This window comes from Streptomyces sp. NBC_01237, from assembly GCF_035917275.1.
Lineage (GTDB): Bacteria > Actinomycetota > Actinomycetes > Streptomycetales > Streptomycetaceae > Streptomyces.
Map to the genome: position 1 here is coordinate 3,898,647 of NZ_CP108508.1, position 16,650 is coordinate 3,915,296.

The following is a 16,650-nucleotide window of genomic DNA, read 5'->3' on the forward strand; positions in this document are numbered from 1 at the left end:
CGCACCGGCGGGGAAACTTACTGCCGAACAGCTGACAACTGCTCCAACCCGATGGTGCGAGACGATGTTCCCGCAGGCCAGGCAGATACCCCTTTCGCCAGTACGCCGATGGCGAACGTGAGACGCCTCGGCCTGCGTGTCGCCCCTTCCCACTAGGAAAGTCTTACCCGCAATCACTGACAGTCCATGCGGCGCGCCCCGGTTCCCTCCGCTACGGGCGAACATCCCCGCGCTCCTGAATGCCCCCGCACGCCCCCAGGACGGGCACCCAGTGCGATCGGCCGGGAACCCTGCGTAACCCCAGGGGTGGTTCGGCTGTTCATCGGACATGGCTTTCACCGTCCCGCCGCCCCGCTCGTCCCCGGAAGCCCGCGCACACACCGGGGATGCCGGTGGTGGTGCTGTTGCCTCCGGTGCCGTTGGTGCCGCCGAAGCCACCGTTGCTGCTGGTGCCACCGGTACCGCTGGTGTCAGTGATGCCACCGGTATCGCCGACGGTGCCGCTGACGCCCTGGCGCGGTGGTACGAGCGCGAACTCGGCTGGGTCACCGCGGGAAGGGCTCCCGTACGGCTGCTCACCGGGCTGCGCTTCGATGTGCTGGAGCTGCCCGCCGACGCCGGCCTCGCGGTCCTGCGGCGTGCCGTACGCACCGGCCCGGTGGCACTGGCCGGAGCGCGGATGAGGCTGCTGGTGGCCGCGGGAAGCGCCGATGAACTGCCGGGACTGCTCGACTGGCTGGAGTGGGGCGGCGTCGCCCTCGATCTGACCGTTCTCGGCACCGGTGGCCGCATCACGGCCCCGGCACCGGCCGGAGCGCCGGAAAGCTCACCGGGGGCCGCGTTCTGGCTGCGGCCCCCCGCACCGGGGCACGAGGTGGAGCCGACACTTCCGGCTCTCGCGGGCTTCGGGAGCAGCGGTGGGGGTGCCCCCGATCTCGTACGGCTGGTGGACGCGGTGGCGACGGAATGCCACCGGGTCCGGCTGTCGCGCGCCCGGATGGGGCTGCTGACCGATGGGTCGGCAGCTCAGCCGTTGGCCTTCTCGTAAGCCTCACGGATCTCGGCGGGAACGCGGCCGCGGTCATTCACATTGTGGCCGTTCTCGCGCGCCCACTTACGGATCTCGGCGGTGTCCTTGTTACCACCGGCAACGGCGCGGCCCTTGCCACGGCCGGTAGCGGCACGGCCACCGGTACGACGGCCACCCTTGGTGTACGGCTCAAGAAGACCACGGAGCTTGTCCGCGTTCGACGTGGTGAGGTCGATCTCGTACGTCTTGCCATCAAGTGCGAACGTCACGGTCTCGTCCGCCTCGACACCGTCGAGGTCATCGACAAGAAGGACCTGAACCTTCTGTGCCACCGGATTTCCTTTCATCGAAAATGGAGTACGCGGAAAGGAAACCGCTTTTCCCCGGAAAACACAAACCCCCGGGAGAGGTTCAGGAGCTCAAGAACGCGGGAAACATGCGCGATTCGGACATAGGGTTCCGGCATCTTCTGTCGATCACAGGTGCAGAAGCATCCGGCTGTTGCCCAAGGTGTTCGGCTTCACTCGTTCGAGACCGAGGAACTCCGCGACACCTTCGTCATAGGAACGCAGCAGCTCACTGTAGACATCTGTGTCGACCGGTGTCTCTCCGATCTCGACGAAGCCGTGCTTCGCGAAGAAGTCGACTTCGAAGGTGAGACAGAAAACCCGCCGTACACCGAGCCAGCGTGCGGTCTGCAAGAGCTTGTCCAGTACGTGATGACCTACTCCGCCACCTCTGATGCTGTGATCGACGGCAAGGGTGCGCACTTCAGCGAGGTCTTCCCACATCACATGGAGTGCGCCGCAGCCGATGACCCGCGCGTCCTCGTCGCGTTCCGCGACCCAGAACTCCTGGATGTCCTCGTAAAGCGTGACCGTCGCTTTGTCGAGCAGGATCCCTTCGGTCACGTACCCGTCGAGGAGTCGGCGGACCGACGCCACATCGCTCGTCCTGGCACGCCGGACGGTGATCGCGGGCCTTTTTACCGACGGGTCGGTATCAAAATCGGTATGCGGCCCGGTATGCGACAGCTCTTCGGTATCCGGTGGCTCTTCGGTATGCGGCAGCTCTGAGGACATGCCCCGACGCTATCGCCCGCTCTCCGGCGCCGCGTCATCGGCCACAGGCACGTCGGTACCGGGCGACGCGTCGCCGGAGGGGCTTGTGGGTGGCGGGTCGGTGAGACCCGGGGAAACCATGCGGACCGCGTCCTGGAGGGCTTCGCGCTGCTCCGCGGACATCATGCCGAAGAACGCGACCAGAGCGGCCGCCGGGTTGTCACTGCGGGACCACGCTTCGTTCATGAGTGCGGCCGAGTACGCGGCCCTGGTGGAGACGGCCGTATATCGATATGCCCGGCCATCGACTTCCCGGCGTACCCAGCCCTTCTGATGGAGATTGTCCATTACCGTCATGACAGTCGTGTAGGCGATGGACCGTTCCTGCTGGAGGTCCTCAAGGACTTCCCGCACAGTGACCGGACGGTTCCATTGCCAGACGCGAGTCATCACGGCGTCTTCCAGCTCTCCCAATTGGCGAGGCACAGCGTCACCTTAGTGCCAGATGTCTTGAATGAGCTGGTATTACACAGCGAAAGGGCGTACGGCTCCCATGAGCCGTACGCCCTTGACGGTGCACGGGGTGCGCCGCGCGCCCGCCGGACGGGTGCGCGGGGCCGCTGCCCAGCGGTCAGACACTCTCCGGACGAGCGGTCTGCTTCGCCGACTCCACGCGGGCGAGCGTCGCGTCCACGGCGGCGTCTTCCTTGGTCTTGTTAGGACCGCCCTGACTCTTGACGATCACCACGATCAGGGCGATGAAGAAGACGGCCATCACCACGGGGGGCACGAGCGCGGATACGTAGTCCATGCCGTCCAGAGTAGCGAGCCCCGATCAGCGGGACGCGGCGCCCTCCCGAGGAGGACGCCGCGTCCTGCCGGGGAAGTTCCCGGGATCGGCGATCGCGGGGACGGGCCTCAGCCCGCCGCGCGCTCGCCGGGCGGCGGCACGGGCCGGCGGCGGGGCGGGAACACCTCGGAGGGCTTGGGCATCGGCCGCTCCCCGGGGGTCTGCGGACGGCCTGGCGCGGCCGGGGCCTTGGGGCGCTCGGGTTCCCGCTCCGCGGCGCGGCCGCCGGGCAGGGCGAGCAGCCGGCCTCGGGGCGCCGGGGCCGTCACCGCGACGGAGCGGCCGGCGAGCCGGGCCCGTACGGACCGTTCCGCGAGTACCTGGCAGCGTTCCAGGAGCGCTGCCGCGACCGGCCTGCCGCGCAGGGCCCGCAGGGCGGCCAGATCGTCCGGACGGGGGTCGTAACCGGCGGCCACGGCGTCCTGGAGGAGCTCCAGATAGCCGGTGACGGAGCCGGGGAGAGCTTCGCGGTAGCGGGCGAGATCGGCGAGGAGGAACGCGCGCAGTCTCCCCGCCTCGCTGACCGCCTCGTCCACGGCACCCGCGAGCCGCAGGCAGTCCTGGACATCCTCGTCGGGCAGGGGCGTCGGGTGGAGGGCGATGGCGAGGGCACGTCGGAGCACCCGCAGCTCGTCCGCACCGAACGCCATGCCGCCTCGTGATCCGTAGGGCGTGGGCATGACGCGACAATACGTGCTAAATGGACAAAATCCGTTTAACTGGCCGATGGCGGCGCGGCGCCCGCCGGGACTTCACCGGGGCTCGGCCGACGGTTCCGCGGTGGGCGGCGGTACGCCGTCGGCGGGCGTTGTCGCAGGTGAGCCGCCCGCGTCCGGCGCCCCGCCGGCCGTCCGTCCCGGCAGTGCCTACATGCGTGCGACGTTGCGCTCGTACACGAGACGCAGCCCGATGAGCGTCAGCCACGGCTCGTGCTCGTCGATGACGGAGGACTCCCCCAACACCATCGGAGCAAGGCCACCGGTCGCGATGACCGTGACGTCCTCGGGGTCGCCCGCCAGCTCCTTCTTCATCCGCGCCACGACGCCGTCGACCTGGCCCGCGAAGCCGAACACGATGCCGGACTGCATGGCCTCGACGGTGTTCTTTCCGATCACACTGCGCGGCTTGGCCAGCTCGATCTTGCGGAGCTGGGCGCCCTTCACCCCGAGTGCCTCGACCGAGATCTCGATACCGGGGGCGATGACTCCGCCCACGTACTCACCGCGGGCGGACACCGCGTCGAACGTGGTGGCCGTGCCGAAGTCGACCACGATCGCCGGACCGCCGTAGAGATCGACGGCGGCGACCGAGTTGATGATGCGGTCCGCGCCGACCTCCTTCGGGTTGTCCACCAGGATCGGCACCCCGGTCTTGATGCCGGGCTCCACGAGCACCGCGGGGACGTCGCCGTAGTAGCGGCGGGTCACCTCCCGCAGCTCGTGCAGCACCGCCGGGACGGTGGCGCAGATCGCGATGCCCTCGATGCCGTCGCCCAGCTCCATGCCGAGCAGCGGATGCGTGCCCATCAGCCCCTGGAGCAGTACGGCGAGCTCGTCGGCGGTGCGGCGGGCGTCGGTGGAGATCCGCCAGTGCTCGACGATCTCCTCGCCGTCGAACAGGCCGAGGACGGTGTGGGTGTTGCCGACGTCGATGGTGAGCAGCATCAGGCGCGGGCCTCACCGGTGGCCGGGGCGGCGTCCCGGAAGTCCAGGCCGATGTCGAGGATCGGCGAGGAGTGGGTGAGCGCGCCGACGGCCAGATAGTCGACGCCCGCCTCGGCGTAGGCGCGGGCCGAGTCGAGGGTGAGCCGGCCGGAGGACTCCAGCACCGCGCGGCCACCGACCAGGGCGACGGCCTCGGCGGTCTCGCCCGGTGTGAAGTTGTCCAGCAGGATCAGGTCGACGCCCGCGTCGAGCACCTCGCGGACCTGCTGCATCGTGTCGACCTCGACCTCGATCGGTACATCGGGGAACTCCTCCCGCACCCGCTTGAACGCCTTGGCCACCCCGCCCGCCGCGATGACGTGGTTGTCCTTGACCAGGGCCGCGTCGGAGAGCGACATGCGGTGGTTGACCCCGCCGCCGCAGCGCACCGCGTACTTCTCCAGGGCGCGCAGGCCCGGCGTCGTCTTACGGGTGTCGCGGACCTCCGCCTTCGTCCCTTCGAGCACGTCGGCCCAGGCACGGGTGGCGGTCGCGATGCCGGAGAGGCGGCACAGCAGGTTGAGCGCGCTGCGCTCGCCGGTGAGCAGATCACGGGTGCGGGTGGTGACGGTCAGCAGCTTCTGGCCGGGGGCGACGCGGTCGCCGTCCTCGACATGGCGCTCGACCTCGAACTCGCTGGTGCAGACGATGGACAGGACGGCCTCGGCGACCCGCAGACCGGCGACCACGCCCGCCTCACGGGCGGTGAAGTCACCGGTGGCGACGGCGTCCTCGTCCACGGTCGCCACGGTCGTGATGTCCACACCGCCGTCGAGGTCCTCCTCGATCGCGACATGGGCGACGTCCTCGACCTGGACGGGGTCCAGACCCGCCTCGGCGAGGAGCTGGGCGAGCGCGGGGTCCAGACCGCACTCCAGGCCGTCGGGGTCGTAGCCGTCGCCACAGCCGCAGTCGTCGCCGCAGCCGCCCGCGGACGGTGCGGGCGCGCCGATCTGGATCAGCGGTACGTCCACGGGTGTGGGGCGCGGATTCTCTTCGGGCGTGCTCACGGTTACGGCTCCTCGGGGGCGTCTGCGGGTGGTACGGGTCGGTGCGGCCGGGCCGCGGGTGGTGCGGGGTTCGCTCAGCGGCCCGGGTCCCGGTCCCGGTCGGTCGCGGGCCTGCTGAGCAGTCTGCTCAATTCGCGGGACGTACGGGCGGGAACGCGGCGGTCTCCGTCAGGTGCAGCACCGGCGTCCGGTCCGGCGCGATCCGGACCACGAGGTGGCGGCGCCAGTGCTCGTCGTCGCGGTCGGGCCGGTCCTCGCGCCAGTGGCAGCCGCGGGTCTCCTCACGGGCGCGGGCGGCGGCGACCAGGACCCGGGAGACGAGGAGCAGGTTGGTGACCTCCCACGCCTCGACCCCGGGCACGGTGGCCTTGGCCTCGGCCGTACCGGCGCTCCCGGCGTCGGCGACCGCGTCGCGGTGCAGGGCCTCCAGCTCGTCGGCCGCGGCGGCGAGGCTGTCGGCGGAGCGCAGCACCCCCGCGCCCCGGGTCATGATCCGCTGGATCGCGGTACGGGACTCGGGGGCGAGCAGCGGCGCGGGCGCGCCGTCGCCGCCGGGCACCGCCTCCGTGCGCCGCGGGCGGTCCTCGGCGATGTCCGCGGCGATGCTCTCGGCGAAGACCAGTCCCTCCAGGAGGGAGTTGGACGCCAGCCGGTTGGCTCCGTGCACCCCGGTGCAGGCGACCTCCCCGCAGGCGTACAGACCGGGCACGGTCGTACGTCCCCGCAGGTCGGTGCGGATGCCGCCGGAGGCGTAGTGCGCGGCGGGCGCCACCGGGATCGGCTCGGTGACCGGGTCGATGCCGTGGGCGCGGCAGGCCGCCAGGATGGTGGGGAAGCGCTGCTCCCACATCTCGGCGCCGAAGTGCCGGGCGTCCAGATACATGTGCCCGGTGCCGTGCAGGACCATCTGCCGGGTGATGGCCTTGGCGACGATGTCGCGCGGGGCCAGCTCCGCCAGCTCGTGCTGCCCGAGCATGAAGCGCGTACCGGACGCGTCCACGAGATGGGCGCCCTCGCCCCGTACCGCTTCCGACACGAGCGGCTGCTGGCCCTCGGAGTCGGCGCCGAGGAAGAGGACGGTCGGGTGGAACTGGACGAATTCGAGGTCGGAGACCTCCGCACCGGCCCGCAGCGCGAGCGCCACCCCGTCGCCGGTGGAGACCGGCGGGTTGGTGGTGGCGGAGAAGACCTGGCCCATGCCACCGGTGGCGAGGACGACCGCGGGGGCGCGGACGGCGCCGACACCGTCGTGCTGGCCCTCGCCCATGACGTGCAGGGTGACGCCCGCCGTACGGCCTTCGGCGTCGGTGAGCAGGTCCAGGACCAGGGCGTTCTCGACGGTGTGCAGGGCGGCCGAGCGGACCGCCTCGACCAGCGCGCGGGAGATCTCGGCGCCCGTCGCGTCGCCGCCCGCGTGCGCGATACGGCGGCGGTGGTGGCCGCCCTCACGGGTCAGCGCGATGTCGCCGTCGTCGGTGGTGTCGAAGTGGGCGCCGGTCTCGATCAGCCTGCGTACGGCGTCGGGGCCCTCGGTGACCAGGGTCCGTACCGCCGCCTCGTCGCACAGGCCGACGCCCGCGACGAGGGTGTCGTCGAGATGCTGCTCGGGGGTGTCGCCCTCGCCCAGGGCCGCGGCGATACCGCCCTGGGCCCAGCGGGTGGAGCCGTCGTCCAGCCGGGCCTTGGTGACGACGACGGTGGCGAGGCCCGCGGCCGCGCAGCGCAGGGCGGTGGTGAGACCGGCCACGCCGGAGCCGACCACCACGACATCAGCGTCGATGGCCCAGCCGGGGGCAGGGGCGGTCAGCCGTATTCCGGTCACGTGAGGGCTCCGAAGGTCAGGGGGATGTTGTCGATCAGACGGGTGGCACCGACCCGCGCCGCGATGGCGAGGATCGCCTCCCCGCTCTCGCGGTCGTCGGGGATCTCGGTGAAGTCCGCCGGGTCCACGAGGGCCAGATAGTCCAGGACGAGCGGCTGCCGTTCCCGGGCGGCGTCCAGGAGGACCAGCTGCGCGGCTGCCCGTACGGCGGCGGGTCCGCCGCTCGGCCGGGCCAGCGCCACCGCCTGGGCGTCGGCCGCCAAGCGGGACTCGCCGAGCGCGGTGAGCCCGGCGGCCCGGCCCGTGCTCGACGCGGTCGCCTGCGCGCGCTCGTGCAGCGCCTGCTGGGCGGCCAGTCTGTCCCGGGCCGCGAACAGCGCGCGGGGCAGGGCGAGGGCGGTGTGCCGTTCCTCGGCGGAGAGGAAGCGGTTACGGCTGGAGAGCGCCAGGCCGTCCGGGTCGCGCACCGTGGGTACGCCGGTGATCTCGACGCCGAAATTCAGGTCGCGCACCATGCGGCGGATCAGCGCCAGCTGCTGGGCGTCCTTCTGCCCGTAGAACGCCGCGTCGGGGCGGGTGAGGTGGAGGAGCTTGGCGACGACGGTGAGCATGCCGTCGAAGTGCCCGGGGCGGGAGGCGCCTTCGAGGCGCTCGCCCATGGGGCCCGCGGTGATCCGGACCTGGGGTTCGCCGCCGGGATACACCTCGTCGACGGAGGGCGCGAAGACCGCGTCGGCCCCCGCGTCCGAGGCGACCGCCACATCGGCGTCGAGGGTGCGCGGGTAGCGGTCCAGGTCGGCGGCCTCACCGAACTGGAGCGGGTTCACGAAGACCGTGACCACGACCTGGCCGGCCGGACCGGCGGCGGCGCGCGCGGCCCGGATCAGGGTGGCGTGGCCGTCGTGGAGGGCGCCCATCGTCATGACGACGGCACGCACCGCACCGGCCGGGCGGTGCAGGGCGTCCAGCTCGGCGGCGGTACGCAGGACGTTCATCGGGCCTCCCCCGCTCCGCTCTCGCCGTCGGCCAGGACGACGAGCAGGTCCTCGGCCAGCTCCGGCTTGAGCAGGCCGTGGGCGAGCGCCCGGTCGGCCGTGGCGCGGGCCATCGCGAGATAGCCGGCCACCGTCTGCGGGGCGTGCTCGCGCAGCTCGCCGACATGGGCGGCGACCGTGCCCGCGTCGCCACGGGCCACGGGTCCGGTCAGCGCCGCGTCGCCGGAGCGCAGGGCGTTGTCCAGCGCCGCGCCGAGGAGCGGGCCGAGCATCCGGTCGGGCGCCGTGACCCCGGCCTTGGCCAGCAGCTCCATGGCCTCCGCGACCAGGGTGACCAGGTGGTTCGCCCCAAGGGCGAGGGCCGCGTGATAGAGCGGGCGGGCCTCCTCGGCGATCCACTCCGGCTCGCCGCCCATCTCGATGACCAGGGCCTCGGCCGCCAGTCTCAGCTCCTCGGGGGCGGTGACCCCGAAGGAGCAGCCGGCCAGCCGCTGGACGTCGACGGAACTGCCGGTGAACGTCATCGCCGGGTGCAGGGCGAGCGGCAGTGCACCGGCCCGCCGGGCGGGGTCCAGGACCTTGGCCCCGTACCGCCCCGATGTGTGGACGATCAGCTGTCCCGGCCGTACGGCGCCGGTCTCGGCAAGGCCCTCGACCAGGCCGGGCAGGGCGTCGTCGGGGACGGTCAGCAGCACCAGCTCGGCGCGCGCGAGGACCTCGGCGGGCGGCACCAGCGGTACGTCGGGGAGCAGCGTGGCCGCACGGCGCACCGACGCGTCGGAGACGCCCGACACGGCCACCGGGCGGTGCCCGGCGAGCTGGAGCGCGGCGGCGAGGGCGGGACCGACCCGGCCCGCGCCGACGACACCGACGGTGAGGCGGGCGGGGCGGTCCCTCGCGTCGAGGGGTTCCTTCGAAGCTGTTGTGTTCACGCGGCGACGGCCTTCCGTTCCAGTCCGCGGGGGGTACCGGACGATTTCTCTGCATGCTACGCCAGCGTTTCGGGAGACCTCCCGGCTGTCCACAGCCTGTGGGTAACTCTGCGGTCCGGGCGGAAACCGGCTGGGCGATGTCAGCGGTCCGGGCGATGATCGTCCCATGGCAGTCACCGATGAGCAGGAGCAGAGGCAGCGCAGACTGACCGCTTGGCGGCGATCCCACCGGGTCCTGGCGCGGGCTTCGGCGGAGGGCACGCTCGGCGGACGGCTGGCCGCGCTGGTGGCCGACGCGGGAGCCGTCCATGACCTGGACGAGTGGACGGACGTCTACGGGGACGGGGTCGTCGCCGAGGTCGAACGGCGGGTCGCGGCGCTCCTCGGCATGGAGGACGCGGCGTTCTTCCCGACCGGGACGATGGCCCAGCAGGTCGCGCTGCGCTGCTGGGCGGGGCGTACGGGCAACGCGACGGTGGCGCTGCATCCGCTCTCCCATCCGGAGGTGCACGAGCGGGGTGCGCTCGCGGCGGTGAGCGGACTGCGCACGGTGCATCCGACGTCCGCCCCCCGGCTCCCCACGGCGGACGAGATCCGCGGCTTCCCCGAGCCGTTCGGCACGCTGATGCTGGAGCTGCCGTTGCGGGACGCCGGTTTCGTCCTGCCCACCTGGGAGGAGCTGGAGGCCGTCGTGGCCGCCGCCCGCGAGCGGGACGCGGTCGTGCATCTGGACGGGGCGCGGCTCTGGGAGTGCGGCCCGCACTTCGGGCGGGAGCTGTCGCAGATCGCGGGGCTCGCGGACAGCGTGTACGTCTCGTTCTACAAGTCGCTCAACGGGCTGTCCGGGGCGGTGCTGGCCGGTCCGGAGACGCTGGTCGAGGAGGCGCGCACATGGCGCCACCGGTACGGGGGCCAGGTCTTCCAGCAGTATCCGGCGGCGCTGTCCGCGCTGCTGGGCCTGGAGCGGGAGCTGCCGAGGCTGCCGGACTACGTGGCGCAGGCCAAGGTGGTGGCCGGGGCGCTGGCGGAGGGTTTCGCGGGCTCCGGGGTGCCGTGGTTCCGGGTGCATCCGGAGCCGCCGCACACGCACCAGTTCGTGGTCTGGCTGCCCTACGGCGCCGAGGCGCTGAACGAGGCTTCGGTGCGGCAGGCGGAGGAGACGGGGGTGACCCTGTTCCGGAAGTGGTTCGAGGGGGCGGCGGGGGCGGGCCTGCCTCCGGGGGTGTCGTTCACCGAGGTGACGGTGGGGGCCGAGGGGCTGGAGTGGACCGCGGGGGAGGTCCGGGAGGCCGTGGGGGAGTTCGTGGCGCGGTTGGGGTAGGCGGGGACGCGGGACTCACGGCCGCGGGACTCACGGCCGCGGGGGCTCATGGCTGGACGGGGACGCGCGGGACTCACCACCCAGGCGCTCACCGCCCCGGCACTCACGGCCGCGGCGCTCGGCGAGTGGCGTTCCGCGAGTACGGCGGGGTCACGCCACACGGCTCGGCGAGTGGGGCTACGGGTGCTCGTGGTCGTTGGCGCGGAGCGTGTGGCGGGAGCGCCAGTGGTCGCGGAGGGTGCGCAGTACGTCCCAGTCGTGGCGTCCCGGCAGCGGGGGCGGGATCTCGCCCAGCCGGGCCGCGCGGTAGGTGTCGAACATCTGCTGCTGAATGGCGTCCATGCCCTCAGACTGCGCAGATCACGGCCGTGCGGCCCGCCGATTGACGACCGCCGTCAAGTGGCGCCCGGCCCCGTTCACGTAGCCCCACTATGGAGCGGTGAGCGTGAACATCGACATCGCGGGTCTGCCCCCGGAACGCATCGTCTTCGAGACCTCGCCCCTCGCCGAGCTGGGGCTGGCTCTGCATGCGCTCTCCGAGCCCGGTCACCACCCGGGGCTGCACGGCTGGGCGACCGCGACCGCCGCCGGACTGGAACCGGACCTCGCGGACCGGATGCTGGAGGCGGAGTTCCTCTGGCGCAACACGTTCTCCGACATCTTCATGCCGTTCGCCGGTGTCCACGGCGGCGACGGCAGGACCGGGGCGAGCCTCGCCGAGGACCTGGACATCCTCGACCGGCTGGACGACGAGCGGTTCGTCTCCGCCGCGCTGGAGTTCACCTGCGCCGGCCTGTACGGGAGCGGGGCGCCGTCCCCGCTCGCGAGTGCGGCCATGCGGGCCCGCGCCCTGGATCTGGCGGCCGCCCGCGGCCCGCAGCAGGTGGAGTTCACACAGCGGCTGCTGGCCGACCCCGTCACCGTACGGAGCTGGATACGCCGCCTCTTCGAGGACTGCGACCAGGCGTTCTTCTCGGACACCTGGCGACGGGTGCGGGTCCAGCTGGTCGCCGACGCCCGGTACAAGACGGAGCTGCTGCGGCGCAAGGGACTCGGGGAGGCGCTGGGAGCGGTCTCCGCCGCGCTGTCGCTGAACGAGGACGCGAGCCGGATCAGCGTCGACAAGCTGTCCGAGGGCCGGACCAACGCCGCCGACCCCGCGGTCGGCCCCGGCCTCACCATGATCCCCAGCACCTTCGGCTGGCCGCACCTGATGGTGCTGCACGCCCCGGGCTGGCGGCCGGTGATCCACTACCCGGTGCACCTTCCCGAACTGCCCTCCCCCGCCTCCGTCGAGCTGCTCCAGCTCCGGATGGAGGCGCTGGCCCACCCCATGCGGATGCGGCTGTGCCGCAACCTCGCCCGTTCCCCGTACACCACGGGCGAACTCGCCGACTCGCACGGCATCACGCCCCCCGAGGTCTCCCGCCATCTCTCGCTGCTCAAGAAGGCCGGTCTCGTGACGACCCGGCGGCGCGGCCGCTATGTGCTGCACCAGCTGGACCTGACCGTCGTCGCACGGCTCGGCAGCGACTTCCTGGAGGGCGTGCTGCGGTAACGCGGTACAGCACCTCGGGGGCCGGGGCCGGCGACGGAGGCCGGAGGGGGACGGAGGCCGGAGGGCGACGGTCGCCGCTCAGCCCGTGCCGCCGCCCGCCCGGACCAGCCCGGTCTCGTACGCGAGGACGACGACCTGGACCCGGTCGCGCAGGTTCAGCTTGGTGAGGATGCGGCCGACATGTGTCTTCACGGTCGCCTCCGAGAGCACGAGCCGCGCCGCGATCTCCCCGTTCGACAGCCCCTGGGCGACCAGCAGCATCACTTCGCGCTCGCGTTCGGTGAGCTTCTCGACGTGCTTGTGCTGCGGCTCCCTGCCGCTGCTCGGCAGCATCGGCGCGAACCGGTCGAGGAGCCTGCGCGTGGTCGACGGGGCGACGACGGCGTCCCCGCTGTGCACGGAACGGATCGCGGCCAGCAGCTCGCCCGGCGGCACGTCCTTGAGCATGAACCCGCTGGCGCCCGCCTTCAGCCCCGAGAAGGCGTACTCGTCCAGGTCGAACGTGGTCAGGATGAGCACCTTGGGCGGGTCCGGCTGGGCGCAGATGCGGCGGGTCGCCTCGACACCGTCCAGCCTCGGCATCCGGACGTCCATCAGCACCACGTCGACGGCGGCGGAGCGCAGGACCTCGATCGCCTCGGCGCCGTCACCGGCCTCGGCCACGACCTCCATGTCCGGCTGGGCGGCGAGCACCATCCGGAAGCCGGTGCGCAGCAGCACCTGGTCGTCGACGAGCATCACGCGGATGGCCATGAGGGTCCTTGTCTTGCGATCGAGGTTCAGCGGTCGGTGGGCGGGCGAAACGGACGGGCTGGACGAGCGGACCGGACGGGGCGGCCCAGGGTGGACGGAACGGGCGGGCGAGCGCCCGGCCCTTCAGCTGGCGGGCTTGAGCGGCAGCAGCGCGCTGATCCGGAAGCCGCCGCCCGGCCGCGGTCCCGCGTCCAGCGTGCCTCCGACCATGCCGACCCGCTCCCGCATACCGATCATCCCGTGCCCGGCACCGTCGGCGCCGCCGTCCTCGTACAGTTCGTGCGCCGCGCCCCGGCCGTCGTCCTCCACCAGCAGCCCGAGGCCATCGTCGAAGTAGACCAGCCGCACACTGGCGCCGGCGTCCGGACCGCCGTGCTTGCGCGTATTGGTGAGGGCCTCCTGCACGATGCGGTACGCGGTCAGCTCCACGCCGCTCGGCAGGGGGCGCGGGGTGCCCTCGATCTTGAAGTCCACGGCCAGGCCGGTCTGCCTGACCTGCTCGATCAGGTCCTCGATCTGCTCGACGTCGGGCTGCGGCACATACTCGCCGCTCTCCCGGGTGTCCCCCGTACGCAGCACCCCGAGCAGCCGGCGCATCTCGGCGAGCGCCTGGCGGCCGGTGCTGGAGATGGTCTCCAGCGCCTGCCGGGCCTGATCGGGTGCGGCGTCCATGACATAGGCGGCGCCATCGGCCTGCACCACCATCACGGAGACGTTGTGCGCGACGACATCGTGCAGCTCACGGGCGATCCGGGCCCGTTCGGCGGCGACGGCGACCTTGGACTGCGCCTCGCGCTCCCGCTCCAGCCGGGCTGCGCGCTCCTCCAGCTGATCGAAGTAGGCCCGCCGGGTCCGCATCGAGTCGCCGAGCACCCAGGCGAGCACGAACGGCACCGTCATGATGATCGCGACGACGACCGACTGGACCCAGGTGTCCGTGTTCCCCTCCGGCCAGCGCAGCTGCGCCAGACCGGCCGCGCCCAGGCTGCAGACCAGGGCGAGCCTGGACGCCCAGCGCTCCCCGACCGTGGCCACGGTGAAGATGATCACGAGCATGGCGAAGTTCGCGAGGTTCGGCCGGATGCCGAGGACCAGCTGTACGACACCCACCAGGATGGTGAGGAGCAGCATCTTCTCGGGGGCGCGGCGGCGCAGGGCGACGACGGTGCACAGGCCCATCGCGACCGGAACCAGCAGCACGCGGTCCCGGGCGGAACCGAAGTCGTCCACGACGATCGACACGCCGGAGAGCCCGAGGAGGAAGACGGCCCAGAAGCTGTCGACGCCCGTCGGGTGTCTGCGGATGAAATCGTAGAGGCGCTGCACGTAACCCAGCGTAGGGACAGCCGACCCGTGCCCGGGTCAACCGGAGGACCGATCCAGGTCCCGGGACCGTACTCCCCAAGGTGGAGACTTGCCAACGTGACGGATGAGTGGCGCGGGTGGCGGGAAGCGGCGGAGACCGCTTTGTACGGAGACGGGGGCTTCTACCGGAGCCCGGAAGGACCGGCGGGTCATTTCCGCACCTCGGTCCATGCCTCGCCGCTGTTCGCCGCCGCCGTCGCCCGGCTGCTGACCGGAACCGCGCGTGAGCTGGGGACGGACACCGTCGACCTGGTGGACGTGGGCGCGGGCCGGGGCGAGCTGGTGACCGGAGTGCTGGCGGCCGTCCCGGACGGTCTGACGGTACGGGCGTACGCCGTGGAGGTCGCCGCGCGCCCCGCGGGCCTCGATCCCCGGATCGAGTGGTGCGCCGAGCTGCCTCGGGGAACCACCGGGGTGCTCTTCGCCAACGAGTGGCTGGACAACGTGCCCACGGAGATCGCGGAGGCGGACGGCGACGGGATCGCCCGGTACGTCCTCGTCCGGCCCTCGGACGGTACGGAGCGGCTGGGGGAGCCGGTGACCGGCGCGGACGCGCGATGGCTGCGACGCTGGTGGCCGCTGTCCCGGCCCGGCGAGCGGGCGGAGATCGGCCGGACCCGCGACGAGGCGTGGGCGCGCGCGGTCGGGTCGCTGTCCGGCGGTCTCGCGGTGGCGGTGGACTACGCGCATGTACGGGGCGCGCGGCCGCCGTACGGGACCCTGACCGGCTTCCGGGCGGGGCGGGAGGTCCGGGCCGTGCCGGACGGTTCCTGCGATCTGACCTCGCATGTGGCGCTGGACGCGTGTGCGGCGGCGGTGGAGGTGGCGCGGGGCGCCGTACCGCCGGAGCTGACGGATCAGCGGGCGGCCCTGCGCGGGCTGGGCATCGCCGGGGAACGGCCGCCCCTGGCGATGGCATCCACCGATCCGGCCGGTTACGTCCGGGCGCTGTCGGCGGCGGGCGAGGCGGCGGAACTGACCGCGCGGGGCGGTCTGGGCGACTTCGGATGGCTGACGCACCGGGTGGTGCCACCGGTCAGGGAATACTGTCCCGCATGACGGAGACGACAGTCGGCATCGGCGGCGCGGCGGAGAGCACCGACATGGTGCTCAACATCGGGCCACAGCACCCCTCCACCCACGGCGTGCTCCGTCTGCGGCTCGTCCTGGACGGTGAACGGATCCAGCACGCGGAGCCGGTCATCGGCTATATGCACCGCGGTGCGGAGAAGCTCTTCGAGGCCCGCGACTACCGGCAGATCGTGATGCTCGCCAACCGCCACGACTGGCTGTCGGCGTTCTCGAACGAGCTGGGCGTCGTCATGGCCGTCGAGCGCATGCTCGGCATGGAGGTCCCCGAGCGCGCCGTCTGGACGCGCACACTCCTCGCCGAACTGAACCGGGTCCTCAATCATCTGATGTTCCTCGGCTCGTACCCCCTCGAACTCGGCGGGATCACCCCGGTCTTCTACGCGTTCCGGGAGCGCGAGGAGCTCCAGGCGGTGATGGAGGAGGTCTCCGGCGGCCGGATGCACTACATGTTCAACCGGGTGGGCGGCCTCAAGGAGGACCTTCCGGCGGGCTGGCTCGGCCGGGCCCGGGACGCGGTCGCCTCGGTCCGGTCGCGGATGGGCGTGTACGACGATCTGGTCCTCGGCAACGAGATCTTCCGGGGCCGTACCCGCGGTGTGGGCGTCCTGTCGGCCGAGGCGGTGCACGCCTACGGGGTGTCGGGGCCGATCGCCCGCGCCTCCGGGGTCGACTTCGACCTGCGGCGCGACGAGCCGTATCTCGCGTACGGGGAGCTCCAGGACACCCTGAAGGTCGTCACCCGTACCGAGGGCGACTGCCTGGCCCGCTTCGAGTGCCTGCTGGAGCAGACGGCCAACGCGCTGGACCTGGCGGACGCCTGTCTGGACCGGATGGACGACCTGGCACCCGGGCCGATCAACCAGCGGCTGCCCAAGGTGCTGAAGGCCCCGGAGGGCCACACCTACGCCTGGACCGAGAACCCGCTCGGCGTCAACGGCTACTACCTGGTGTCCAAGGGCGAGAAGACCCCGTACCGGCTGAAGCTGCGCTCCGCCTCGTTCAACAACATCCAGGCGCTCACGGAACTGCTGCCGGGCACGCTGGTCGCCGACATGGTGGCGATCCTGGGCTCGCTCTTCTTCGTCGTCGGGGACATCGACAAGTAGCCCCCGCGGGGCCGCCGGGTGAGCGGCCCCGCCCCGCGGCGGGCGAGCGGGA

18 protein-coding genes are annotated in these 16,650 nt (G+C 72.1%); 5 read left to right on the forward strand and 13 right to left on the reverse strand.

Going from position 1 to position 16,650, the window contains the following annotated elements; translation table 11 throughout:
• The first annotated feature begins 328 nt into the window (after window positions 1–328).
• Window positions 329–1,048, forward strand: coding sequence for an SCO3374 family protein (locus OG251_RS17230; protein WP_326678023.1), 720 nt, complete (start codon window positions 329–331; stop codon window positions 1,046–1,048).
• Here the strand turns inward: OG251_RS17230 and OG251_RS17235 are convergent.
• The 10 genes from OG251_RS17235 to OG251_RS17280 all read right to left on the reverse strand — a co-directional run bounded on the left by OG251_RS17235 (window position 1,027) and on the right by OG251_RS17280 (window position 9,403).
• A complete protein-coding gene (locus tag OG251_RS17235) occupies window positions 1,027–1,362 on the reverse strand; it encodes a histone-like nucleoid-structuring protein Lsr2 (RefSeq protein ID WP_073719617.1) in 336 nt (111 codons plus the stop codon). The two genes, OG251_RS17230 and OG251_RS17235, sit on opposite strands and share 22 nt — an antisense overlap.
• Before the next feature lie 144 nt (window positions 1,363–1,506).
• Complete coding sequence (locus OG251_RS17240; RefSeq protein ID WP_326678024.1) at window positions 1,507–2,112, reverse strand: amino-acid N-acetyltransferase; 606 nt, start codon at window positions 2,110–2,112, stop codon at window positions 1,507–1,509.
• A 9-nt stretch (window positions 2,113–2,121) separates the two neighbouring features.
• On the reverse strand, window positions 2,122–2,577 hold the full coding sequence (locus OG251_RS17245) for a BlaI/MecI/CopY family transcriptional regulator (protein ID WP_326678025.1): 456 nt from the start codon (window positions 2,575–2,577) through the stop codon (window positions 2,122–2,124).
• A gap of 145 nt (window positions 2,578–2,722) precedes the next feature.
• Window positions 2,723–2,902 (reverse strand): hypothetical protein, encoded by a 180-nt coding sequence (locus OG251_RS17250; protein WP_326678026.1) that lies wholly within the window; start codon window positions 2,900–2,902, stop codon window positions 2,723–2,725.
• A gap of 107 nt (window positions 2,903–3,009) precedes the next feature.
• Complete coding sequence (locus OG251_RS17255; protein WP_326681296.1) at window positions 3,010–3,591, reverse strand: hypothetical protein; 582 nt, start codon at window positions 3,589–3,591, stop codon at window positions 3,010–3,012.
• 216 nt (window positions 3,592–3,807) lie between these two features.
• Window positions 3,808–4,605 carry a type III pantothenate kinase gene (locus OG251_RS17260; RefSeq protein ID WP_073719613.1) on the reverse strand — a complete coding sequence of 266 codons (798 nt, stop codon included), beginning with the start codon at window positions 4,603–4,605 and terminating at the stop codon, window positions 3,808–3,810.
• Complete coding sequence (nadC, locus tag OG251_RS17265) at window positions 4,605–5,654, reverse strand: carboxylating nicotinate-nucleotide diphosphorylase (RefSeq protein ID WP_326678027.1); 1,050 nt, start codon at window positions 5,652–5,654, stop codon at window positions 4,605–4,607. Before nadC ends, OG251_RS17260 begins: the two co-directional genes overlap by 1 nt.
• 127 nt (window positions 5,655–5,781) lie before the next feature.
• Window positions 5,782–7,476: an L-aspartate oxidase gene (locus OG251_RS17270; protein ID WP_326678028.1), complete on the reverse strand. Its 1,695-nt coding sequence runs from the start codon at window positions 7,474–7,476 to the stop codon at window positions 5,782–5,784.
• Window positions 7,473–8,471, reverse strand: a complete 999-nt coding sequence (gene panC, locus OG251_RS17275; protein ID WP_326678029.1) for a pantoate--beta-alanine ligase — start codon at window positions 8,469–8,471, stop codon at window positions 7,473–7,475. Before panC ends, OG251_RS17270 begins: the two co-directional genes overlap by 4 nt.
• The gene (locus OG251_RS17280) at window positions 8,468–9,403 is read right to left on the reverse strand and encodes a Rossmann-like and DUF2520 domain-containing protein (RefSeq protein WP_326678030.1); all 936 of its coding nucleotides are present in this window, start codon (window positions 9,401–9,403) and stop codon (window positions 8,468–8,470) included. Before OG251_RS17280 ends, panC begins: the two co-directional genes overlap by 4 nt.
• Before the next feature lie 166 nt (window positions 9,404–9,569).
• Here OG251_RS17280 and OG251_RS17285 point away from each other — a divergent pair, with 166 nt between their 5' ends.
• Window positions 9,570–10,724, forward strand: coding sequence for a threonine aldolase family protein (locus OG251_RS17285; protein WP_326678031.1), 1,155 nt, complete (start codon window positions 9,570–9,572; stop codon window positions 10,722–10,724).
• A 177-nt stretch (window positions 10,725–10,901) separates the two neighbouring features.
• On the opposite strand, the gene OG251_RS17290 is transcribed toward OG251_RS17285, so the two are convergent.
• Complete coding sequence (locus OG251_RS17290) at window positions 10,902–11,066, reverse strand: hypothetical protein (RefSeq protein WP_326678032.1); 165 nt, start codon at window positions 11,064–11,066, stop codon at window positions 10,902–10,904.
• A gap of 103 nt (window positions 11,067–11,169) precedes the next feature.
• On the opposite strand from OG251_RS17290, the gene OG251_RS17295 reads away from it, so the two are divergent.
• A complete protein-coding gene (locus tag OG251_RS17295) occupies window positions 11,170–12,282 on the forward strand; it encodes a DUF5937 family protein (RefSeq protein ID WP_326681297.1) in 1,113 nt (370 codons plus the stop codon).
• 78 nt (window positions 12,283–12,360) lie between these two features.
• Here the strand turns inward: OG251_RS17295 and OG251_RS17300 are convergent, their stop codons facing one another.
• Entirely contained in the window at window positions 12,361–13,035 is a 675-nt protein-coding gene (locus tag OG251_RS17300) for a response regulator (protein ID WP_073719606.1), read from the reverse strand.
• Between the two features lie 123 nt (window positions 13,036–13,158).
• Window positions 13,159–14,361 carry a sensor histidine kinase gene (locus OG251_RS17305; protein WP_326678033.1) on the reverse strand — a complete coding sequence of 401 codons (1,203 nt, stop codon included), beginning with the start codon at window positions 14,359–14,361 and terminating at the stop codon, window positions 13,159–13,161.
• Between the two features lie 96 nt (window positions 14,362–14,457).
• On the opposite strand from OG251_RS17305, the gene OG251_RS17310 reads away from it, so the two are divergent.
• Together OG251_RS17310 and OG251_RS17315 are read left to right on the forward strand one after the other, a co-directional pair.
• Entirely contained in the window at window positions 14,458–15,459 is a 1,002-nt protein-coding gene (locus tag OG251_RS17310) for an SAM-dependent methyltransferase (RefSeq protein ID WP_326678034.1), read from the forward strand.
• The gene (locus OG251_RS17315) at window positions 15,456–16,598 is read left to right on the forward strand and encodes an NADH-quinone oxidoreductase subunit D (RefSeq protein ID WP_326678035.1); all 1,143 of its coding nucleotides are present in this window, start codon (window positions 15,456–15,458) and stop codon (window positions 16,596–16,598) included. The genes OG251_RS17310 and OG251_RS17315 overlap by 4 nt, the downstream gene beginning before the upstream one ends.
• Window positions 16,599–16,650 lie beyond the last annotated feature (52 nt).